This window comes from Pseudomonas sp. AC193 (assembly GCF_979258075.1).
This window is the reverse complement of record NZ_OZ409832.1, coordinates 3,003,329-3,024,034: the sequence shown is the minus strand read 5'-3', so window position 1 is coordinate 3,024,034 and position 20,706 is coordinate 3,003,329. Positions and strand designations below refer to the sequence as shown.

The following is a 20,706-nucleotide window of genomic DNA, read 5'->3' as shown; positions in this document are numbered from 1 at the left end:
TTCGAATTCCTCACTCGGCAGCGAACTGCATTTCCGGTACATGATCCGGGACGATCAGTTTACCAGCGGTTTTGGCGACGATTTCCTCGAGGCTGACGCCAGGTGCGCGTTCCTTGAGGACAAAAGCGCCATTTTCGATTTCCAGATAGGCGAGGTCGGTCAGCACACGCTTGATGCAACCGGCGCCGGTCAGCGGCAGGCTGCATTTGGACAGCAGCTTGGACTCACCATCTTTCGATGCGTGGGTCATGATCACGATGATGTTGTCGGCGCCCGCCACCAGATCCATCGCGCCGCCCATGCCCTTGACCAGTTTGCCAGGGATCATCCACGAAGCGATGTTGCCTTCAACGTCGACTTCAAACGCGCCAAGCACGGTCAGGTCGACGTGGCCGCCACGAATCATCGCGAAGGATTCGGCGGAGTTGAAAATCGACGCGCCGATGCGTGCCGTCACGGTCTGTTTGCCGGCGTTGATCATGTCGGCATCGATGGTTTCTTCAGTCGGAAACGGGCCCATGCCGAGCAGGCCGTTTTCCGATTGCAGCATGACTTCCATGCCTTCAGGAATGTAGTTGGCGACCAGGGTCGGAATGCCGATGCCGAGGTTCACGTAGAAGCCGTCCTGCATTTCGCGGGCGACGCGCTGAGCCATTTGTTCGCGGGAAAGTGTCATGTTTTTATTCTCCGTCAGCCTGAATTATTTGCGGATGGTGCGCTGTTCGATGCGTTTTTCGAACGTGCCGCAAATGACCCGATCGACGTAGATGCCCGGGGTGTGAATCTGCGTCGGATCCAGCTCGCCGGGTTCGACGATTTCTTCGACTTCAACCACGGTGATCTTGCCGGCGGTGGCGGCCAGCGGGTTGAAGTTCTGCGCGGTGTGACGGTAAACGACGTTACCGAAATGGTCGGCTTTCCAGCCTTTGACGATGGCGAAGTCGCCGGTAATGGACTCTTCCATCAGGTACTTGCGACCCTTGAACTCACGCACTTCCTTGCCATCGGCGACGGGAGTGCCGACGCCGGTGGCGGTGAAGAAGGCCGGAATACCGGCGCCGCCCGCGCGCATTTTTTCAGCGAGGGTACCTTGCGGGGTCAGGATGACTTCGATTTCGCCTTTGAGCAGTTGCTCTTCGAACAGCTTGTTTTCGCCGACGTAGGAGGCGATCACTTTGCTGATCTGGCGATCGGTGAGCAGCACGCCGAGGCCGAAACCGTCGACGCCGCAGTTATTGGAAACGACGGTGAGGTCGCGGGTGCCCTTGCGTTTGATCTCGGCGATCAGGTTTTCCGGAATGCCGCACAGACCAAAGCCGCCGGCGATGACGGTCATGCCGTCCTCAAGCCCGGCCAGGGCTTCCTCGTAAGAACTCACGCGCTTGTCGAAACCTGCCATATGCACCTCTTTTATTATTTGCGGGCGGCTGGCTAGCCGAATGGTTGGAGTGTCGCGCTGGGGGATATATTTGTTAAGTTGATTTTTAAGGTTAATTGATTGATAAAGCTCAATAATCACCGAAATCACCGAAATCACCGAAATCACCGAAATCACCGAAATGGATGATGACCTGTAGGAGCTGCCGAAGGCTGCGATCTTTTGATCTTAAAAAAATCAACGTCAAAAGATCGCAGCCTGCGGCAGCTCCTACATGACCGGGTTTCATGCTCAGAGGTTTTATTATGACCATTAAGCAGATCCGCGCCTTTCTCGCGGTGGCGCAGAGCCTCAGTTTCGCCGTGGCCTGCGAGCGGCTGCACCTGTCGCAATCGGCGTTGAGCCTGACCATCAAAGCTTTGGAAGAAGGTTTGGGCGGGCGCCTGTTCAGCCGCAACACACGCAACGTCGCGCTGACCCCGGAGGGTGAATCGCTGCTGCCATTGGCGCGACGGCTGATCGCCGACTGGGACAACGCCGAAGACGAAATGCGTCAGCGCTTCAGCCTGCAACGCGGGCGCGTGACGCTGGCGGCGATGCCGTCGTTTGCCGGCAACTTGCTGCCGCCGATCCTCAAGACCTTTCGTGCGCGCTATCCGAACGTCAACGTCACGGTCAACGACGTGATCAACGAGCAAGTGCTGGAGATGGTGCGCGATCGTCAGGTGGAATTGGGTGTAGCGTTCGAGCCGATGCAGAACACCTCGATGACGTTCACGCCGCTGTATATGGATCGCTTCGTCGCCGTGGTGCCGAAGGATTCGCCGCTGGCCCGGCTTAGCGAGATCGATTGGCAGACGTTGTTGCAGGAGCCGTTCATTACCTTGCAACGACCCTCGACAGTGCGAGTGATGCTTGAAGAACACTTGCAGGCGCGCGGTATGAAATTGCCGGTGGAGTTTGAGAGTCATCAACTGGCGACGGTGGGACGCATGGTGGCCAGTGGGTTGGGGGTGAGCGCGGTGCCGGCGTTGTGTGCCGAGCAAATGCAGGAATTGGGCGCGCATTGTTTGACGTTGATTGATTCGGTTGAGCGGGCGATTGGCGTGCTGACGGAACCGGGGAATGAACGCTCGGCGGCGGCGCAGGCGTTGTTCGATATTCTCCAGCAGGAAAACTATGCCTGAAACGCATCCCGTGTAGGAGCTGCCGAAGGCTGCGATCTTTTGATCTTTAAGACAAAATCAAAAGATCGCAGCCTTCGGCAGCTCCTACAGGGGGGTGTCAGTGAAGGGGATTTTGGCTGACAAGAGGCTTTCGCGAGCAAGCCCGCTCCCACAGGGGGAAATGCGGTGTCAGGGAGTCAGGTGTTGTGTCAGCAGGGGCAAAACCTGTTCGCAAGACGCTTCGATTTTCAGATCGAGCAAATCATCCGCTCGCGTCCTGCCCAGATTAATCGCAATCAACGGCTTGCCCCGATCCGCGATCACCCGGCACAAGCGAAACGCCGAATACGCCATCAACGACGAACCCACCACCAACAACCCCGCAGCACTTTCCGCCGCCGCCATCGCCCGTGCCGCCGTGTGTGCCGCGACGTTTTCGCCGAAAAACACCACATCCGGTTTCAGCCGTTCGCTGTCGCAATGCGGGCAGCGTGGCGATTGAAAGCGTGCTTCGAACGCCGGGTCGAGCAGGGTGTCGCCATCGGGTGCCTGCACCGCATCGACGCCGGCCAGATACGGGTTCTGCGCTTCCATCACCTGCTGAATGGCATCGCGTTCGCTGCGTTGGGCGCAATCCAGACACAAAACGCGGTGCAGGCTGCCGTGCAGTTCGATGACATCGTGACTGCCGGCCTGATCGTGCAGGGTGTCGACGTTTTGCGTGATCAAGCCGCTGATTCGCCCGTGGCTCTGCAACGTGGCCAAGGCCTCATGCGCAGGATTCGGCCGCGCCTGGCGCACTCGCGGCCAACCCAGCATCGCCCGCGCCCAGTAGCGGCGGCGTGATTCCGGGGCGGCGAGGAACTCTTGATACATCATCGGCTGCCGGCCCCGGCGCACACCGTCGCTGTCGCGGTAATCGGGGATGCCCGAAGGCGTGCTGATGCCGGCACCGGTCAGCACCAGAAAATCGCCATCGGCCATCGCCTGTTGCAGCGTGTCGAGGTGTTCGCGGGTCGGGCTGTCGAGCATGGCAAGCGCTCCGAAGGCTGGAGGATGACATGCAGGTTAGCACTGACTTTTCTGGCCGGGTTATTTACGCGCCTCCAGTATCAGGTTGAACGGTGTCTGTGTGGCGCGGCGAAAATGCTTGAAACCTGCCTCGGTAAATACTTTGCGCAAACGCAATTCCCCAGCCTGCGCACCGAGACCCAAACCCACCTCCTGCGACAACGAATTCGGCGTGCAAATAAACGTCGACGCCGCGTAAAACAACCGCCCGACCGGATTGATGTTGTCGTCCAGCGTATCGTTGGCGAACGGCTCGACCAGCAGCACCGTGCCGTCATCCTTCAACGAATCGTAGGCATGCCGCGCAGCACCGACCGGGTCGCCCATGTCGTGCAGGCAGTCGAAATAGCAGATCAGGTCATAGTCATCGCCCGGGTAACTTTTCGCGGTGCCCTGAAAAAACGTCGCCCGACTGCTCACGCCACCTTCTTCAGCGCGCTGAGTGGCGACGGTGATCGACGGCGCGTGGTAGTCGAAACCGACGAAACGTGAATTGGGAAACGCCTGCGCCATGATCACCGTCGAGGCGCCGTGACCGCAGCCGACATCAGCGACTTTGGCGCCGGCCTCCAGTTTGGCGACCACGCCATCCAGTGCCGGCAACCACTCGGCGATCAAGTGACCCTTATAGCCAGGCCGAAAGAAGCGTTCGGTGCCGGTGAACATGCACGGATGGTGATCGCCCCAGGGCAGGGCGCCGTTGCCGCGCATGGCTTTGACCAGTTTGTCTTTATCGTGGAAAAACGATGCCACCACGCCCAGTCCGCCGGCGACGTACACCGGCGAATCTTCTACGGCCAGCGCCAGTGCCTGTTCTTCCGGCAAGCGGAACTGGCCATCGAGGTGCTCCATGTAGCCAGACGCCGCGTGGGCGCTGAGCCATTCGCGCACCAGACGTGGGTTGCAGGTGGTTTTTGCGGCGAGGGCTTCGGGGCTGATTGGTTGGCTGTCGGCCATCGCCCGGTACAACCCGAGCTCTTCGCCGACGATGACATTGGCCAGCATCGCCGCGCCGCCCATGTCGTTGACCAGTTTGCCCATGAAGTCGTTGAGTCGAGCCTCGTCCATTGTGTGTGCTCCTGAAACAGGATCACAGTCCGGCGGCGTTGACGGTCGAGGCATGCGCCACCGGGCGGTGGTCGGGGATTCGGGCAGGGCGTTCGCTGCGCCCTGCGGCCCCCTCGACTGGGTATAAATGAGTGTAGGAGCTGTCGAGTGAAACGAGGCTGCGATCTTTTGATTTTGATGCTGATTTTCAAGATCAAAAGATCGCAGCCTCGTTTCACTCGTCAGCTCCTACAGGGGAAGGGGTGTGTTTTAGAGGTCGCGGGCCATCAGCGCGTGTTCACTGTCCCACGCGCGGAAGCGTTCCATCACTTGCCAGCCGCGTTTGGCGTAGTAGTCCTGCTTGGATTGGGTGTGCAGGTACAACCGCGCAAACCCGCAGTCCTTCGCCTCCTGACAAATTCCGGCAATCAAACGCTCCGCCAAGCCTTGCCCGCGCGCCTCGGGGCTGACGAACACGCAGGCCAGCCACGGGCCGAGATCCGGCCGATGGGCCAGATCATCGCGGGCCAATGCCGCGCCGCCGATCAGACGTTCGCCGTCCAGAGCAATCAGGCACGACCATTCACCGTTGCTTTGCCCTTGAGCAAATTCACGCTGCCAATCGGCCAGTGGTTGATGCGCATATTCGTAATGAAATTGCTGATGAATCCATTCGGCATAGCGGTCGCTGTGTTGCATGTGATGTGCGAGCCAATCGATTTGCAGTGACATCGGTCGAGTCCGTTTCAGAGGCGGTCGTGCATCAAAAACCAATCCTCCGCCGCTGGCAATCCCGAGGCTGTTGCAGCGGCTTTACAGATTTCCACCATTCATCGGCAAAGCAGCGGTTTTGACGGGTTGCCGGACGATTGGCCGGGACGCCAGGCAGACGCGGCGCGATAGTGATTGAGCGGGGTCACTGCCGGCCCGGTTTTCTATGTCCATAACAAGAACGCAGCGGAGCTCGAATTCATGACTGCACCGATTGATCTGACTGCCTTGAAAGAACGCCAGAAGGTCGCCTGGGCCAGTGGCGACTACGCCGTGATCGGCACCACCCTGCAAATCGTCGGTGAAAACCTCGCCGAAGCCTGTGATCTGCGTTGCGATGAAGAGGTGCTGGACGTCGCGGCCGGCAACGGCAATGCCACGCTGGCAGCGGCGCGACGTGGCGCATTGGTGACGTCCACCGATTACGTCGCAGCGCTGCTGGAACGTGGACAGGATCGGGCGCGCGCCGAACATCTCGACGTGACCTTTCAAGTCGCTGACGCTGAGGATCTGCCGTTCGAAGATGAGAGTTACGACGCGGTGCTGTCGACGTTCGGCGTGATGTTTGCTCCGGATCAGGACAAAGCGGCCGCTGAGCTGGGTCGGGTCTGTCGCCGAGGTGGACGGATCGGTCTGGCCAACTGGACGCCGGAAGGTTTCGTCGGCCAGATGTTCAAAACCCTCGGCCGGCATCTGCCGCCCCCGGCGATCGCCCAGCCACCGTCGAACTGGGGCACGGAAGCTTGGCTGCATGAGCATTTCGATGATCACGATTTTGTCGTGCAGGTAACACGCCGCGAGTTCAATTTCCGCTATCGCTCTGCGGCGCACTTCATCGATATCTTCCGCCATTGGTACGGGCCGGTGCACAAGGCGTTCGCCGCGCTGCCGCCGGAGAGTGGGCAGGCCTTGGAAAGTGATCTGGCGGATTTGCTCAATCGTATGAATCGAGCAGGAGAGGGTTCGCTGGTGGTGCCGAGTGAGTATCTGGAGGTGGTGATCAGCAAACGCTAGTGGAGATCCCCTGAACGCTAGTGGAGATCCCCTGTAGGAGTGAGCCTGCTCGCGATAGCGGTCTGTCTATGAAACATGTATCGGCTGATAGACCGCTATCGCGAGCAGGCTCACTCCTACAATGAGATTGTGGTGGGCCTACTTTTGATGCGCCCGATCAAACCATTCCAGCGCCGTGCGCCAGATGCAGATCCCCAGAAAGTACGCCGACATCAGCAACCACAACCCCATCACCAAAGGGTTGATCACCGGGTGATTGAGCACCAGCGACAAGCTGCACAGCAGCCAGATCGCCGTCACCGCAATGTTGATCGGCATAAACCGGCGCACGCGGAACGGATGCAAAAACTTCATCCGAGTCACCGTCAACAGCGCCAGGCCAATCACCGTTAAAAAGGTGATCCAAGGCCCCGGGCCGATGATGTACAAACACAACGCAACCACATTCCACGCCGCCGGAAACCCGACAAAGTAGTTGTCTTTGCTCTTCATATTGACGTTGCAGAAGCAGAACAGCGATGACACCAGAATCAGCGACACGGTCAGCAGCAGGGTGTAATCCGGCAGCGGAATATAGCGATAGATAAACAGTGCCGGAATAAATACGTAGGTCAGGTAATCGATCACCAGATCGAGGATCGAACCGTCGAAACTCGGCAGCACCGATTGCACATTAACCTTGCGCGCGAGGGCGCCGTCGAGGCCGTCGACGATCAGCGCCACGCCCAGCCACATCAGGCAATGGGTCGGCTGATTTTCCAACAGGGCGAGGGTAGCAAGGAAAGCAGTGACCACGCCGGTCGCGGTAAAACCATGGGCGCCCCATGCTTTGAGCCTGGCGATGTGTACGGTCGATATCACGGGGGCGTTCTCCAGAAAGTGAAGCAAGCCGGGTATCACCCTTGAGTGGCAAGGGCGCCGGCAAACCGGGTCGGGGTTGCAGCTATCGACCGGTCTGGCCGGGATAAGGTTCACCACCCTTGAATCTTAGCTGGCCGATGGAAAAATTCCCGGGGCAAACCGGCGAGGGCCTTGAGTGTCGGCCAAACGGTGCTGGCGCAATGGCCGCAGGGGTCTAGAGTTGCCAGACGCAGTCACTGCCAATGTCTGAGGATGACGCCATGAACACCACTGATTTACTCGAACAACTGCTGCGAGGCCAAGCCTCGACGGGACAACAAAGTAACGCCTCGGCCGGTGGCGGTCTGGGCGGGCTCGGGGGCTTGCTGGGTGGTCTGCTTGGTGGCGGCTCGGGCGCGGCCAGCGGCGGCGGGTCTGCCGGTGGTCTAGGCGGACTGGGCGGTTTGCTCGGTGGACTGCTCGGTGGTGGTGCGGCTGGCGGTGGTGGGTTGGGCGGCGCCTTGGGTGGCGCGTTGGGCGCCGGTGGCGGCACGCAAAGTCGTTCCGGCGGTGGCACCAATTATGCGGCACTGGCGTCGCTGGGGATGATGGCGTTTCAGGCGTATCAAGCCTGGCAACGCAGCCAGGCCAGCACCGCGCCACAACAGATTCCACAAACGGCCAACCTGCTCGCCGGCCCGGACGTCGAAGAACACAGCCACGCGGTGCTGCGCGCCTTGATCGCAGCGGCCAAGGCAGACGGGAGTATCGATGAATCGGAAAAACACCTGATCAGCGCAGAAATCGGCAAGCACACCGACGATCCACAATTGCAGCAATGGCTAGACGCCGAAGTCGCCAAACCGCTGGACGCCAGTGAAGTTGCGCAGTCGGCAAACGGTGACCCCGCCATCGCCGCCGAAATGTATCTGTCCAGCGTGTTGCTGGTGGATGACCAGCAGGATGCCGAACGCAGCTATCTGGATGAACTGGCGGCAGCGCTAGGAATCGATCCGGATTTGCAGGTGCATCTGGAGCAGCAGGCCAAAGGGCAGGCGTAAGCCAACGTCAAAAGATCGCAGCACATTGAGTATTTGTACCTGTAGGAGCTGCCGAAGGCTGCGATCTTTTGATCTGGATTTTCAAATCCAAACCGCATCCCACAACGGATAATCCCCCAACCGCGCAACCAACCCTGCAAAGGGTTCATCACGATATACCGCGCAGCCGCTTTCAAATCCTCCTCCCGCCGCAATGCCCGATCGTAATACCCACGCTGCCACAGCCGCCCCTGACTGCCCCGTCTGAGATTGATCGACCGATAACTCCGCGATTTAACGCGGCACATGAGTTGCGCCAATGAACCTTGTTTAAGCTCAACCAGCCAATACAAGTGATCCGGCATGACGACCCATGCCAGTGATTGAACCGATCCTGATTCTTCTGCCAAGCGTAATTGTTCAACCAACAACCGTCCGAATGAAAAATCGGCAAACACCGGCCGACGCTGATCAACCACCACCGTCAACAGATAAACCTGTCCTGACTCCGAATACCGCCCCTTCCTCAATCCACATCCTTTTGCCGCAAAAGGCATTCCTTTGCCCTCCAAAAATCATCGTCTTTGAACACTAGCCATCCCTCGCCCAAACGCGAATCCAACCCGTTGCACGATGTAACCCCATTACACGATGTGGCCCATGTAGGAGCTGCCGAAGGCTGCGATCTTTTGATCCTAAAAAATCAACATCACAAGATCGCAGCCTTCGGCAGCTCCTACAGATAATTTCGGCAGTTTCGGCAGTTTCGGCAGTTTCATCAGTTTCATCAGTTTCAGTGGTTTCAGGTGTCGCAGGAGATTCATTGGCTGCAAACGCTTCGAAAGGGCCGTCCGTCCGGGCAATTTTCACGTCGATTGAATTTTTCGAAGGCGCGACGCCTCTGCTGCTGTAGAGGCGCGTGAACAGCGTCCTGCCAATTGACCGAGAAAACTGCCATGACCGTCCTGACACGCCTGCATTCCACGCCTGCCCAGCCGCAGGCGATCAATCCTGCCGGGAATATCCGCTGCATTTATGACGCGTTGCTCAAGGATGAAAATCCGCAGGCGTTGGCGCAGTCATTCCTGCACGAGCAACTGCAAAACGCCGGGCAACTCCCGGATACCCTGCCGCAAGACCCGACGACGTGGCACGCCTGGGTGGCCGAACATTGCACCGATGTCGCGCAGCAATACGCCGAATATCTGCAACAACGTAAAGCCGGCGGGGCTCGGCAATTTTTCACCTGCAAGGCGCAGGCGCTGTACTTTCTGCAAGCAGTGGCGCCGACCAAACTGGTCGACGGCGCGTGGTTGTATGGCTTGCTGGCGCAGTGGCAGGATCCGCGTTTCGCCGGTTTGCTCACCACCTATCTGGAAGAACTCGGCGACGGCAACCCCGCGCAAAACCATGTGGTGATCTACCGCAAACTCCTTGCCGAACACGACTTGCAGGACAGCGCCGCGATCGCCGATGAACACTATCTGCAAGGCGCGTTGCAACTGGCGCTCGGCATCGCCGGTGTCGATTGCTTGCCAGAAGTGATCGGCTACAACCTGGGTTACGAGCAACTGCCATTGCACCTGCTGATCACTAGTTACGAACTCAGCGAGCTGGGCATCGATCCCTACTATTTCACTCTGCACGTGACCATCGACAACGCCAGCACCGGCCATGCGCAAAAAGCCGTGCAGGCGGTGCTCGACCTGTTGCCACTGGAGGCTGATCGCGCCGATTTTCTGCGTCGTGTATCGCTCGGTTATCGCCTTAATGATCTGGGGCAGGGCAGTCGCGCGATCATCGAAGGCTTCGACCTTGAGCGTGAATTGTTGGCGATGCTTGAGCGCAAGCGGCCGTTCGGCCAGCACATGCATTCCGACTACTGCCGCTTTGAAGGCCAGACCGTCAATCAATGGCTGTCGACACCTGAGCAATTGCCCGGCTTCATGCAAGCGCTGCAGGACAAAGGCTGGATCAAACGCAACGAAGACCCACAGAACAGCCGCTTTTGGCAACTGATCGCGGGTGACGGTGCGGCGATGTTCGGCGTGTTCAACGCCTATGAAAAACAACTGGTGCATGACTGGATTGCCGGCGATTGGAAATCTTCGGAAAAGCCGAAAGTCGCTCGGCGCCGGCCTCAAACGGCGGCATCGATCGCGGTGCCCGAGCAGGATCCCGATGTGCAGCAACTGAACACGGCGTTGCAAGGTCAGGACGGTCTCACGCAAATCGCGACGCTGATTCCGTGGCTCGCCCCGGATCGCCATGCACACCCGGCCGGGTTGCTCGCCACCCGACGATTTATCGAACTCAAATCACGCCAGCCGTAAGGAAATTTTCAATGAGTCAGGAAGAACAATTCAGCAGCCATGATCTGGCGCTGCTGCAACTGGGCCGGCGCCTTCAGGCCGATGGCTACCGTTTCATCACCCCGACGCCGCTGACGCATCAGCGCGTCAATCAGCGCGACGAAGGGCAAATGGCTGACAGCCTGCGTGATGTGTTTGGCTGGTCGCGGCCGTTCGAACCCGGATTGTTGTCCGCCGACGAACAGCGCCAGTTACAGGAGGCGCAAGTCATCGACACCTACGAAGGCCAACTGAAAAGTCGCGTGCGCTGGTCGAGCCTGGATGATCTGTTGTTCGTGCATTCGGCGTTCCCGACCGACGCGGCGGACTCGGTGTTCTTCGGCCCCGACACCTACCGTTTCGCCCAGATGATCCACGCTCATCTGCAACAGAACTTCGCCCCGATCCATCGCGCGGTCGACATCGGTTGTGGCGCGGGCGTCGGTGCGATCGTGATCGCCCGAGCCCGTCGCGAGGCGCAAGTCCTGGCGCTGGACATTAATCCCGCCGCGCTGCGCCTGACTGCAATTAACGCGGCGCTGGCGGAAGTCGCCAACGTTGAAGTTCACCCCAGTGATCTGTTGCAAGGCGTCGACGGCGAGTTCGATCTGATCGTCGCCAACCCGCCGTACATGGCCGATCCGGCGGAGCGCGCCTATCGCCACGGTGGCGGAACACTCGGCGCGGGACTGTCACTACGGATCGTCGAGCAAGCGCTAAATCGGCTGGCTCCCGGCGGTTCGCTTTTGCTCTACACCGGCGTGGCGATGGTCGATGGCCGTGATCCATTCCTCGACACGGTGCTGCCGCGACTCGATGAAAAACGCTTCGCCTGGACGTACTGTGAAATCGATCCGGATGTATTCGGCGAAGAGCTGCTGAACCCTGGATATCAACGGGTCGACCGGATCGCCGTGGTGGCGTTGACCGTCACCCGAATGGGCTGAAATCAGGCAGGTGCACGATGAACAGGAACCTCGACGACTACAACCGCATGCGCGATTTCTCGGCGACCTCGGAGCCGGCGGCAGTCAAACGCTCGGGCCGTAAAAACGCCGCCGAACACGCCTTGCAGTTCTGCATCCAGAAGCACGACGCTTCGCACCTGCATTATGACTTTCGCCTGGAACTCGATGGCGCGTTGAAGAGTTGGGCAGTGCCGAAGGGGCCGTCGCTGGATCCCAAGGTTAAACGCCTGGCGGTGCACGTCGAGGATCATCCGCTGGATTACGCGACCTTTGAGGGTAGCATTCCCGAAGGGCATTACGGCGCGGGGGATGTGATTGTCTGGGATCGTGGCGTGTGGATCCCGCAGGAGGATCCGCAACAGGCCTACGCCAAAGGCAAGCTAAAGTTCGAGCTGCAAGGCGAGAAACTCGGCGGGATCTGGAATCTGGTGCGCACGCACATGCCGGGCAAAAAGGAGCAATGGTTCCTGATCAAACATCAGGACAGCGCCGCGCGGCCGCAAGATGATTACGACGTTCTGGTCGCTGAGCCGGACAGCGTGTTGAGCGAACGCACCCTCGTCGACAAACCGAAACTCGCCGCCGAACAAAGCAGACCGGTGAAGAAACCCGCCGCGAAATCGCGCAAAAAAGCCACCGGCACGCTGACGGGCGCGCACAAAGCCAAGCTGCCGGCGCAGCTCAAACCCGAATTGGCCACACTGGTCGACAGCGCGCCTGAAGGGCAGTGGAGCTACGAAATCAAATTCGATGGCTACCGGATCATGGCGCGGATCGATCACGACCAGGTGCAACTGTTCACCCGTAACGGTCATGACTGGACGCACAAGCTGCCGCAACAGGCTGAAGCCTTGGCCGCGCTGGGTCTGGAATCGGCCTGGCTGGACGGCGAAATGGTCGTCGCCAACGAGCACGGCGTGCCGGACTTTCAGGCGCTGCAAAACGCTTTTGAAGCCGGGCGCAGCGGCAACATTCTCTACTACCTGTTTGATCTGCCGTATCTCAACGGCGTCGACTTGCGTGAGGTGCCGGTTGAAGAGCGTCGAGCCGCGCTGGCGACCATCCTCGGCGCGCAGAAAAATCCGCTGCTGCGCTATTCCGAAGCCTTCGACGAAACCCCCGACGCGTTGCTCAACAGTGCCTGTCAGATGCAGATGGAAGGCCTGATCGGCAAACGCCTCGGCTCGCCTTACGTGTCGCGACGCAGCGGCGACTGGATCAAACTCAAGTGCAAGCATCGGCAGGAATTTGTCGTCGTCGGCTACACCGATCCGAAAGGTTCGCGCAGTGCTTTCGGAGCGTTGCTGTTGGGTCTGCATGATCGTGACAGCGGCGAATTGCGCTACGCGGGCAAGGTTGGCACGGGCTTCAACGAAGCGACGCTGAAAAGCATTCTGGCGCAGCTGAAACCGTTGCAGGTGAAGAAGGCTGCCGTGGTCAATCCGCCGAGCGGTTTCGAGGCCAAAGGCGTGCACTGGCTCAAACCGAAATTGCTGGCCGAAATCGCCTTCGCTGAAATGACCAAGGACGGCTCGGTGCGTCACGCCGTGTTCCATGGTTTGCGCGATGACAAACCGGCCAAGGACATCACTGAGGAGCGAGCGAAACCGGTGAAGACTTCAGAGACGAAATCCGCAGCTCAAAGCCCTGTGAAAAAAACGGCGAAAAAAGTGCCTGCGGAGAAGGCTGAGACTGCGCCGTCGCAACTCGGTCTGGCCAACGGCAAGGTTCGCATTACTCACCCGGATCGGGTGATCGACGCGGTCAGCGGCACGACCAAAATGCAACTGGCCGAGTACTACGCCAGCGTTGCCGAATGGATTCTGCCGCAACTCAAGGATCGCCCGGTGGCGCTGGTGCGTGCGCCGGATGGCATTGCGGGTGAACTGTTCTTCCAGAAGAACGCCGAGCGCTTGGCGATCCCCGGCATCAGCACGCTGGACAAAGACGTCACCGGCCAACCGGTGATGTTGATCAACAACGCCGAAGCACTGATCGGCGCGGTGCAGATGAGCACGGTCGAGTTGCACACCTGGAACGCGACCACGGTGGATCTGGATAAACCCGATCGCTTCGTGCTCGACCTCGACCCGGATCCGGCGCTGCCGTGGAAAAGCATGGTCGAAGCCACCGCGCTGACCTTGACCGTGCTCGATGAACTGGGCTTGAAAGCGTTTCTGAAAACCAGTGGCGGCAAGGGTATTCACTTGGTGGTGCCGATCACGCGCAAGCTCGGCTGGGATGAAGTGAAGGATTTCAGCCACGCGATCGTCAGCCATATGGCCAAGCTGTTGCCGGATCGATTTTCGGCGGTGTCCGGGCCGAAAAACCGTGTCGGGCGGATCTTCATCGACTACCTGCGCAACGGCCTCGGCGCCACCACCATCTGCACTTACTCGGCGCGTACGCGCGAAGGGCTGCCGGTGTCGGTACCGCTGTTTCGCGAAGAGGTCGGGGAGATCAAGGGCGGCAATCAATGGAACGTGCATAACGTCCACGAGCGGTTGGCTGAGGTTGGCGATGAGCCGTGGGCTGACATGAAGAAAACCCGGCAGAGCATCACCGCCGAGATGCGCAAACGAGTCGGCATGAAAAAGTGATCAGCTGTCGCGCAGCAAGTCGTGGGCGTTAAGCAATTCAAAAGCGATTTCGGGGTTGTTGTTCAGGCCCCGTCGAATCGCCGTTGGAATCGACTTGCGCGTTTTACGGCACAGACCTGGCAGCGCGTCGATTTCGATCTCGATGCCGAGCATGGTGCGCACTTCGTGAAAACCCGGTGAGACGTCGACGCGAATGCCCAACTGCTCGAACATGCGTTTTTGCAGGTGCCGGAGGTCGTCGAGGTTTTTAAGTTTTTCGAGACGCGCGAGCAGGACTTTTTCTTCCTCGCGGGTCAGGCGCAGGATGCGCAAGTCCGCACCGGGTGTGTCCAGCAACGGGTCGCGCCCGCAATCGCAGGCGCCGGGTGGGCAGGGGGAGCGCAAAGGCGCAGTCGTCGTCATGGCCTCCATCATAGAGGCCGTCGGACAGTTTTGCCTATGCGCCTTCAGCGGCCATCCATCGGCTGCTTGCTCCGTGCCGGTTACTGATTCAGGCCTTCGTAATGCACCAGAATGGCGTTGGCGAGGTCTTCATCGCTGGCGTTGATGCCGGGATTTTCCTGACGAACCTGTTGCAACACCGACTCAAGATAAACCCCGCGAATGGCTCCGCCGCTGGCGACAAAGGCAGACAAGTCGTCACGCGCCGGGATCACCATTTTGTGATCCTTGAAGGTCGAATACAGCGAAGCGGAAACGCCGGCCGAAGTGGCCACATCCCCCGCATCGACCTTGGCCATAGCGGAGCCGACGGGCAGGCATAAGAGTAAAGAAGAAACGAGCAATAACTTGCGCATGACGGGGTTCCTCCACAAGCGCTAAGCAAAAAGGGAAGGACTGCATAATGTGAGAGGTGCGCGGAGGGCGGGAGTTCCGTGAGGCGTTAATTCTGCAGACGCGGGCACGCCATGGCGGGTGCCCGGTCTTGACGCGAGTTCTATCAAATCACGCCACAGGCCATGCGGTCACCGCCACCACCGAGGGGTTTTGGCATGTCGGAATGGTTGTCGCCACCGGCATGAATCATCAGCGCGTGGCCTTTGATCTCGGAGATTTTCTTCAGGCGCGGCGCCAGCACCGGGTAGTTGGCGATACCGTCAGCGGTCACGTACACCGCCGGCAGGTCACCGAGATGGCCGTCAGCGTAGGGGCCGAGGTGCTTGCCGGTTTTCTGCGGATCGAAGTGCCCGCCAGCTGCCAGTGCCGCGCCTTTGACGCCGTCCTTCATGCCCGGCTCGCAACTGCCGTTTTCGTGCACGTGAAAACCGTGCACGCCGGCCGGCAGGGATTTCAGATCAGGGGTAAACAACAGGCCATACGGCGTCTCACTGACGGTAATCGAGCCGATCGCCTGCGGTGCACCGTCGGCGCTGACCAGATTGATCGCGACTTTTTCCGTCGCTGCCTGAGCAGTGCCGATTGCGAAGGTGCCGAGCAGGCCTAACCACAGTGCGCGTTTCATAAGCGTTTCCTTGTGCTGCATGAGTTTTCAGAACGACGGACTCAATAGCCTGCCGGCATTAACCGGCGATGAAGACCTTGTCCGCGTGCGTTGAAAAGTAAGACTTGCCGCTCAAACTGAAAGTTTTATCGCCGTTGCCCTGCGCGCAGACATCTGCCGACACGCTCTGGCGCGGCAGACCGGCGCAAATAGGCTTAACTCTAGGACTGACAGGCCTTTACCGGCGTCCCCCAAGGAGAAACACACGGTGTCGATCAAACTGCGTTTAGTGTTGCTGATTGTTGCCATCTTCGCGAGCAAGCCCGCTCCCACATGGGGATTGATGGTGTTACATATATTGCATTTACACCGCAGAAACCTGTGGGAGCGGGCTTGCTCGCGAAGAGGTCAGTACAGTCACCCCAATACTTAAATGCCCGCCCCAAGATTCATGTTCAACCCCCTCCAGCCGATAAGCCCCTGAACGCAAAAGGACTATCAAGTCGGGAACAGACGCGCGGGTTTGCCCTGACGTGATATTCTTCGCGCCAACTTGGTTTGACCTAATTCAGTCTGCTTGCCGCGTGGCGAGCCGACGGAATCCCTGTCGCTCAAGTAGCTGATGCCAATAATGATAAGAAACCAGTTCAGAAGGGACATTAACTGAGGTCGATGCGGTACGTCGGCCTTGTGTGCCCACCCGTCAAAATTGCAGTGTGCCGGAATCTGCGACGCCAGCCTGAGCGTCACCAAAGCGGATCGCATGCTGATAACAGCGACGGGCGGAAGGCGTTTTATCATAGGTGCTACGGATGTTTAAGAAAGTGAACACAGCTCTGCTGGGGCTGGCTTTGGCGATGGGGATGTCGTCCGCCAATGCTGAAGAAGCAAAGAAAGTCGACGTGCTGTTGATCGGCGGCGGCATCATGAGCACCACCCTGGGTGTGTGGATCAATGAGCTGGAGCCAAGCTGGTCGATGGAAATGGTCGAGCGCCTCGACGGCGTCGCCCTCGAAAGCTCCAACGGCTGGAACAACGCCGGTACCGGTCACTCGGCTCTGGCTGAGCTGAACTACACCCCGGAAGATGACAAAGGCAACGTGACGATCCCGAAAGCTGTCGAGATCAACGAAGCGTTCCAGGTGTCCCGTCAGTTCTGGGCCTGGCAGGTTCAGCAAGGCGTTCTGAAGAACCCTCGCTCGTTCATCAACACCACACCGCACATGAGCTTTGTGTGGGGTGATGACAACATCAAATTCCTCAAAAAGCGCTACGAAGCCCTGCAAGCGAGCCCGCTGTTCGCTGGTATGCAGTACTCCGAAGACCCGGCTGTGATCAAGAAGTGGGTTCCGCTGATGATGGAAGGGCGTGACCCGAACCAGAAAATCGCGGCCACCTGGAGCCCGCTGGGTACCGACATGAACTTCGGCGAAATCACCCGCCAGTTCGCTGCCCACCTGCAAACCAAGCCTAACTTCGATCTGAAACTGTCGAGCGAAGTCCAGGACATCACCAAGAATGCCGATGGCACTTGGCGCGTCAGCTACAAAAACCTGAAAGACGGCAGCAAAACCGAAACCGACGCCAAGTTCGTGTTCATCGGCGCGGGCGGCGGTGCACTGCACCTGCTGCAGAAGTCGGGCATTCCTGAAGCCAAGGAATACGCTGGCTTCCCGGTAGGCGGCTCGTTCCTGGTGACCGATAACCCGACCATCGCTGAACAGCACCTGGCCAAGGCCTACGGTAAAGCTTCGGTTGGCGCGCCACCGATGTCGGTTCCACACCTGGACACCCGTGTTCTGGACGGCAAGCGCGTTATCCTGTTTGGCCCATTCGCGACCTTCAGCACCAAGTTCCTCAAAGAAGGCTCGTACCTGGACCTGCTGACCAGCACCACCACCCACAACATCTGGCCTATGACCAAGGTCGGCATCAAGGAATACCCGCTGGTCGAGTACCTCGCTGGCCAACTGATGCTGTCGGATGAAGACCGTCTGAACGCGCTGAAGGAATACTTCCCGAACGCCAAAGCCGAAGACTGGCGCCTGTGGCAAGCCGGCCAACGCGTGCAAATCATCAAGCGTGATGAAGCCGCTGGCGGCGTGCTGAAACTGGGTACCGAAATCGTTGCGGCACAAGACGGCTCCATCGCCGGCCTGCTGGGCGCATCGCCAGGCGCGTCGACCGCTGCTCCGATCATGCTGAGCGTGTTGCAGAAAGTCTTCAAAGACAAAGTGGCTAGCCCAGAGTGGCAAACCAAGCTGCACCAGATCGTGCCAAGCTACGGCACTCAGTTGAACAGCGATCCAGCGAAAGTGGCTGAAGAGTGGGCTTACACCGCCAAGATCCTCGAACTGCCGACGCCTCCACTGATCGGTCAGGCTGCTGCTCCGGCCGCACCTGCGGCTGAAAAAGCTGAAGCACCGAAGGAAAACGCTGCACGTGACATGGCTCTGTAATTAGACCCCTGACACACAAAGCCCACTGTACCGGCGACGGTCAGTGGGCTTTTTTTATCCCTCTATATCCTTATGTATCCCCTGTATCCCCTGTAGGAGCTGCCGAAGGCTGCGATCTTTTGATCTTGTTTTAGAATCAAAAGATCGCAGCCTTCGGCAGCTCCTACAGAATTGTTTCGGTGTTCAGGCGTTGAGACGTCCAGATGTTCAGATGTCAGGGTTTCGCGGAAGCCAGATAAGCGCCAAGTCGCCGCCCCATCTCTTCGCCCAACGCCTGCAACCCACTCAACGGCCGCACCATCACTTCAAACTCGACAATCTTCCCCTGCTCATCAAAGCGAATCATGTCGATGCCTTTCAGCTCTTTCGTCCCGACCTTGGCGCTGAACTCCAGAATCACATTCAAACCATCCGCCGTCGCCAGCTCACGGTGATATTCAAAGTCTTGAAACACCTCGAACACCGTATTGAGGATCATCGACACCACCGGCGCGCCAGGGTAGGGCGTGTGCGCCATCGGTGAACGGAATACGGCTTTGGCGTCAAGCAACTCGGGCAGGGCGCTCAAGTTGCCGGTGCGGATCATCTCGTGCCAGCGGTTCAGTGATTCGGCAACGTTGGGCTGCAGGTTCAATTCGGACATGGATTTACCCCAGAGTTTTTATTGTTTTCGCGCGACCGCAGTCACTCTAGCCTGTAGGAGCTGTCGAGTGAAACGAGGCTGCGATCTTTTGATCTTGATGTTCTAGGATCCAGATCAAAAGATCGCAGCCTTCGGCAGCTCCTACAGATCAGATGTCATCTGATATGCATTTTTCAATTCTATCTGCCTCTGTAACCGGTTCAGTCACCGGCTCAAAATACCCCGGCAGTGCGGTCACTCACGGCAGTCCTTCATTCCGAAGCGTCCAGTGCACCGCAAACCCTGCATTGAGGAGAGCTCTATGTTCAAGATGGCGATTTTCCTGGGTGGATTTCTGACACTGACCATTCTGATCGGCGTGCTCGCGACAATTTCTCCGGTTTGAAACGCGTCGTGAGCAGTTTTCACGACCCGATCCAGCAACAAACCCTAAGGGGTTGTTAGAACTTTTGAAGAAAACCGAACAGCTCAAGTGACCGGTATTAGACTCCCCTGAAGCTCCAATTTTATTTAGGGCTGAGCCCCGATCCATTGTGGCGAGGGAGCTTGCTCCCGCTGGACTGCGCAGCAGGCCCTGTTTTGAACTGAAGAGCGGGGGGCCGCTCGCACCCCAGCGGGAGCAAGCTCCCTCGCCACAGGTTCGGCGTCGTCCTTAACCTTTCGGGGAACCTCCGCCATGCGTCATTCACCATGGACTCACTGATCACCGCGGCCAGCCGTGCGCTTGCGGCGGGGGATCCGTTGGCGGCGCTGAATTTCGTCGCCCTGCGCGAGGATCCGCCGGCGCTGGCGTTGCGCGGTATCGCCATGGCGCAGTTGGGTGATCTGCCGCGTGCCAAGGCGTTGTTGCAGCGGGCGGTGAAGGCGTTCGGTCGCAATGAGCCGCTGTCGCGGGCGCGGTGTCTTGTTGCCGAGGCCGAAGTGGCGCTGGCGGCGCGTGATCTGGGCTGGCCGATGGAGGCGCTGGAGGCGGCGCGTCGGTTGCTGGAGGATCACGGCGACCGGCTCAACGCGGCGCACGCGCGTTACTTGCAGATTCGTCGATTGTTGTTGATCGGTGAGCTGGATGACGCTGAACGGTTGCTCGCTGAACAGGATCCTGCACCACTTCCGCCAGCCTTGCGTGCCGCCCATGAACTGGTGGCGGCGGGCATCGCCTTGCGCAGGGTTCAGGCGCACAGGGCGCAGGCGGCGCTGGTTCGCGCGCAACACGCGGCGCGGGAGGCTGGCATTGAGGCGTTGAGCGTTGAAGTCGAGCACGCCGCGCAAATCCTTGAGGCGCCGGTTGCCAGATTGATCATCAGCGGAAAAGAGCAGCCGCTGAAACTCGCAGAAGTAGAAACCCTGTTCGCTTCAAAAGCGCTGGTCATCGATGCCTGCCGCTACAGCGTGCGCGGCGCCGGCATGACGGTTGGGCTGGCCAGCCGACCGATTTTATTCAGGCTCGCCAGACTGCTGGCCGAAGCTTGGCCGGGCGATGTCTCGCGAGAGGCGCTGATTGCCAAGGCTTTCCGTTTGCAACTCAGCGACGAATCGCACCGGGCGCGGCTACGCGTTGAAATCGGCCGCTTGCGCTCAGCGCTGCAACCGCTGGCGAACATCCGCGCCACGCCTCGCGGGTTTACGTTGGTGGCGGAAGAGGTGGCGCTGCTGACGTTACCGGTCGAGGACAAACATGCGGCGCTGCTGGCCTTGCTCGCGGATGGCGAAGCGTGGTCGAGCTCAGCACTGGCACTCGCATTGGGCAGCAGTCAACGCCAAGTGCAACGAGCGCTCGAGACACTGGCCTCGGAAAACAAAATCCAGTCCTTCGGTCTGGGCCGATCACGGCGCTGGATGACGCCACCGGTGCCGGGTTTCGCGACGATCTTGTTACTCCCGGTTTCGCTGGGCAATGGCTAGGCTGGTCTCAACCAA

18 protein-coding genes and 1 pseudogene are annotated in these 20,706 nt (G+C 59.1%); 8 read left to right on the top strand and 11 right to left on the bottom strand.

Annotated features, from left to right (window positions below):
- Positions 1 to 10: 10 nt before the first annotated feature.
- Together ACZZ0D_RS13650 and ACZZ0D_RS13645 are read right to left on the bottom strand one after the other, a co-directional pair.
- Complete coding sequence (locus tag ACZZ0D_RS13650; protein WP_463553530.1) at positions 11 to 676, bottom strand: CoA transferase subunit B; 666 nt, start codon at positions 674 to 676, stop codon at positions 11 to 13.
- Between the two features lie 24 nt (positions 677 to 700).
- Positions 701 to 1,399 (bottom strand): CoA transferase subunit A, encoded by a 699-nt coding sequence (locus ACZZ0D_RS13645; RefSeq protein WP_053119263.1) that lies wholly within the window; start codon positions 1,397 to 1,399, stop codon positions 701 to 703.
- A gap of 284 nt (positions 1,400 to 1,683) precedes the next feature.
- Between ACZZ0D_RS13645 and ACZZ0D_RS13640 the strand changes: the two genes are divergently transcribed.
- On the top strand, positions 1,684 to 2,565 hold the full coding sequence (locus ACZZ0D_RS13640) for a LysR substrate-binding domain-containing protein (protein ID WP_463553529.1): 882 nt from the start codon (positions 1,684 to 1,686) through the stop codon (positions 2,563 to 2,565).
- A gap of 168 nt (positions 2,566 to 2,733) precedes the next feature.
- Here the strand turns inward: ACZZ0D_RS13640 and ACZZ0D_RS13635 are convergent, their stop codons facing one another.
- From ACZZ0D_RS13635 to ACZZ0D_RS13625, 3 genes are all read right to left on the bottom strand, one after another.
- Positions 2,734 to 3,576: an NAD-dependent protein deacetylase gene (locus ACZZ0D_RS13635; protein ID WP_463553528.1), complete on the bottom strand. Its 843-nt coding sequence runs from the start codon at positions 3,574 to 3,576 to the stop codon at positions 2,734 to 2,736.
- 60 nt (positions 3,577 to 3,636) lie between these two features.
- Complete coding sequence (locus tag ACZZ0D_RS13630) at positions 3,637 to 4,683, bottom strand: class I SAM-dependent methyltransferase (protein WP_053119269.1); 1,047 nt, start codon at positions 4,681 to 4,683, stop codon at positions 3,637 to 3,639.
- 249 nt (positions 4,684 to 4,932) lie between these two features.
- Positions 4,933 to 5,394 carry a GNAT family N-acetyltransferase gene (locus tag ACZZ0D_RS13625; RefSeq protein WP_463553527.1) on the bottom strand — a complete coding sequence of 154 codons (462 nt, stop codon included), beginning with the start codon at positions 5,392 to 5,394 and terminating at the stop codon, positions 4,933 to 4,935.
- 240 nt (positions 5,395 to 5,634) lie between these two features.
- Here ACZZ0D_RS13625 and ACZZ0D_RS13620 point away from each other — a divergent pair, with 240 nt between their 5' ends.
- Complete coding sequence (locus ACZZ0D_RS13620) at positions 5,635 to 6,447, top strand: class I SAM-dependent methyltransferase (protein ID WP_400647723.1); 813 nt, start codon at positions 5,635 to 5,637, stop codon at positions 6,445 to 6,447.
- 138 nt (positions 6,448 to 6,585) lie between these two features.
- Here the strand turns inward: ACZZ0D_RS13620 and pcsA are convergent, their stop codons facing one another.
- Positions 6,586 to 7,308: a phosphatidylcholine synthase gene (pcsA, locus tag ACZZ0D_RS13615; RefSeq protein ID WP_053119275.1), complete on the bottom strand. Its 723-nt coding sequence runs from the start codon at positions 7,306 to 7,308 to the stop codon at positions 6,586 to 6,588.
- A 260-nt stretch (positions 7,309 to 7,568) separates the two neighbouring features.
- Here pcsA and ACZZ0D_RS13610 point away from each other — a divergent pair, with 260 nt between their 5' ends.
- The gene (locus tag ACZZ0D_RS13610) at positions 7,569 to 8,348 is read left to right on the top strand and encodes a tellurite resistance TerB family protein (RefSeq protein WP_463553526.1); all 780 of its coding nucleotides are present in this window, start codon (positions 7,569 to 7,571) and stop codon (positions 8,346 to 8,348) included.
- An 81-nt stretch (positions 8,349 to 8,429) separates the two neighbouring features.
- Here ACZZ0D_RS13610 and ACZZ0D_RS13605 read toward each other — a convergent pair.
- A pseudogene (locus ACZZ0D_RS13605) lies at positions 8,430 to 8,884 on the bottom strand (REP-associated tyrosine transposase).
- A gap of 399 nt (positions 8,885 to 9,283) precedes the next feature.
- On the opposite strand from ACZZ0D_RS13605, the gene ACZZ0D_RS13600 reads away from it, so the two are divergent.
- From ACZZ0D_RS13600 to ligD, 3 genes are read left to right on the top strand one after another with little or no spacing between them, the layout of a single operon-like run.
- The gene (locus ACZZ0D_RS13600; RefSeq protein WP_463553525.1) at positions 9,284 to 10,660 is read left to right on the top strand and encodes an iron-containing redox enzyme family protein; all 1,377 of its coding nucleotides are present in this window, start codon (positions 9,284 to 9,286) and stop codon (positions 10,658 to 10,660) included.
- An 11-nt stretch (positions 10,661 to 10,671) separates the two neighbouring features.
- Positions 10,672 to 11,625 (top strand): methyltransferase, encoded by a 954-nt coding sequence (locus tag ACZZ0D_RS13595; RefSeq protein ID WP_463553524.1) that lies wholly within the window; start codon positions 10,672 to 10,674, stop codon positions 11,623 to 11,625.
- Between the two features lie 17 nt (positions 11,626 to 11,642).
- Entirely contained in the window at positions 11,643 to 14,246 is a 2,604-nt protein-coding gene (gene ligD / locus ACZZ0D_RS13590) for a DNA ligase D (RefSeq protein ID WP_463553523.1), read from the top strand.
- Here ligD and ACZZ0D_RS13585 read toward each other — a convergent pair whose 3' ends face one another.
- From ACZZ0D_RS13585 to sodC, 3 genes are all read right to left on the bottom strand, one after another.
- Positions 14,247 to 14,648: a hypothetical protein gene (locus ACZZ0D_RS13585; RefSeq protein ID WP_212549173.1), complete on the bottom strand. Its 402-nt coding sequence runs from the start codon at positions 14,646 to 14,648 to the stop codon at positions 14,247 to 14,249.
- 80 nt (positions 14,649 to 14,728) lie between these two features.
- Positions 14,729 to 15,043, bottom strand: coding sequence for a DUF2388 domain-containing protein (locus tag ACZZ0D_RS13580; protein ID WP_053119287.1), 315 nt, complete (start codon positions 15,041 to 15,043; stop codon positions 14,729 to 14,731).
- 143 nt (positions 15,044 to 15,186) lie between these two features.
- Complete coding sequence (gene sodC, locus ACZZ0D_RS13575; protein ID WP_159812454.1) at positions 15,187 to 15,708, bottom strand: superoxide dismutase family protein; 522 nt, start codon at positions 15,706 to 15,708, stop codon at positions 15,187 to 15,189.
- A gap of 791 nt (positions 15,709 to 16,499) precedes the next feature.
- Here sodC and mqo point away from each other — a divergent pair.
- The gene (gene mqo / locus ACZZ0D_RS13570) at positions 16,500 to 18,146 is read left to right on the top strand and encodes a malate dehydrogenase (quinone) (protein ID WP_463553522.1); all 1,647 of its coding nucleotides are present in this window, start codon (positions 16,500 to 16,502) and stop codon (positions 18,144 to 18,146) included.
- 214 nt (positions 18,147 to 18,360) lie between these two features.
- Here the strand turns inward: mqo and ACZZ0D_RS13565 are convergent, their stop codons facing one another.
- Positions 18,361 to 18,789 (bottom strand): nuclear transport factor 2 family protein, encoded by a 429-nt coding sequence (locus ACZZ0D_RS13565; protein WP_159812453.1) that lies wholly within the window; start codon positions 18,787 to 18,789, stop codon positions 18,361 to 18,363.
- Between the two features lie 690 nt (positions 18,790 to 19,479).
- On the opposite strand from ACZZ0D_RS13565, the gene ACZZ0D_RS13560 reads away from it, so the two are divergent.
- Positions 19,480 to 20,691 (top strand): helix-turn-helix domain-containing protein, encoded by a 1,212-nt coding sequence (locus tag ACZZ0D_RS13560; protein WP_463553521.1) that lies wholly within the window; start codon positions 19,480 to 19,482, stop codon positions 20,689 to 20,691.
- Positions 20,692 to 20,706: the final 15 nt, after the last annotated feature.

Excerpts from the sequence above, each read along its gene's own strand:
- ACZZ0D_RS13650 (WP_463553530.1), bottom strand. The coding sequence starts at position 676 with ATGACACTTTCCCGCGAACAAATGGCTCAGCGCGTCGCCCGCGAAATG.
- ACZZ0D_RS13645 (WP_053119263.1), bottom strand. The coding sequence starts at position 1,399 with ATGGCAGGTTTCGACAAGCGCGTGAGTTCTTACGAGGAAGCCCTGGCC.
- ACZZ0D_RS13640 (WP_463553529.1), top strand. The coding sequence starts at position 1,684 with ATGACCATTAAGCAGATCCGCGCCTTTCTCGCGGTGGCGCAGAGCCTC.
- ACZZ0D_RS13635 (WP_463553528.1), bottom strand. The coding sequence starts at position 3,576 with ATGCTCGACAGCCCGACCCGCGAACACCTCGACACGCTGCAACAGGCG.
- ACZZ0D_RS13630 (WP_053119269.1), bottom strand. The coding sequence starts at position 4,683 with ATGGACGAGGCTCGACTCAACGACTTCATGGGCAAACTGGTCAACGAC.
- ACZZ0D_RS13625 (WP_463553527.1), bottom strand. The coding sequence starts at position 5,394 with ATGTCACTGCAAATCGATTGGCTCGCACATCACATGCAACACAGCGAC.
- ACZZ0D_RS13620 (WP_400647723.1), top strand. The coding sequence starts at position 5,635 with ATGACTGCACCGATTGATCTGACTGCCTTGAAAGAACGCCAGAAGGTC.
- ACZZ0D_RS13610 (WP_463553526.1), top strand. The coding sequence starts at position 7,569 with ATGAACACCACTGATTTACTCGAACAACTGCTGCGAGGCCAAGCCTCG.
- ACZZ0D_RS13600 (WP_463553525.1), top strand. The coding sequence starts at position 9,284 with ATGACCGTCCTGACACGCCTGCATTCCACGCCTGCCCAGCCGCAGGCG.
- ACZZ0D_RS13595 (WP_463553524.1), top strand. The coding sequence starts at position 10,672 with ATGAGTCAGGAAGAACAATTCAGCAGCCATGATCTGGCGCTGCTGCAA.
- ligD (WP_463553523.1), top strand. The coding sequence starts at position 11,643 with ATGAACAGGAACCTCGACGACTACAACCGCATGCGCGATTTCTCGGCG.
- ACZZ0D_RS13585 (WP_212549173.1), bottom strand. The coding sequence starts at position 14,648 with ATGACGACGACTGCGCCTTTGCGCTCCCCCTGCCCACCCGGCGCCTGC.
- ACZZ0D_RS13580 (WP_053119287.1), bottom strand. The coding sequence starts at position 15,043 with ATGCGCAAGTTATTGCTCGTTTCTTCTTTACTCTTATGCCTGCCCGTC.
- sodC (WP_159812454.1), bottom strand. The coding sequence starts at position 15,708 with ATGAAACGCGCACTGTGGTTAGGCCTGCTCGGCACCTTCGCAATCGGC.
- mqo (WP_463553522.1), top strand. The coding sequence starts at position 16,500 with ATGTTTAAGAAAGTGAACACAGCTCTGCTGGGGCTGGCTTTGGCGATG.
- ACZZ0D_RS13565 (WP_159812453.1), bottom strand. The coding sequence starts at position 18,789 with ATGTCCGAATTGAACCTGCAGCCCAACGTTGCCGAATCACTGAACCGC.
- ACZZ0D_RS13560 (WP_463553521.1), top strand. The coding sequence starts at position 19,480 with ATGGACTCACTGATCACCGCGGCCAGCCGTGCGCTTGCGGCGGGGGAT.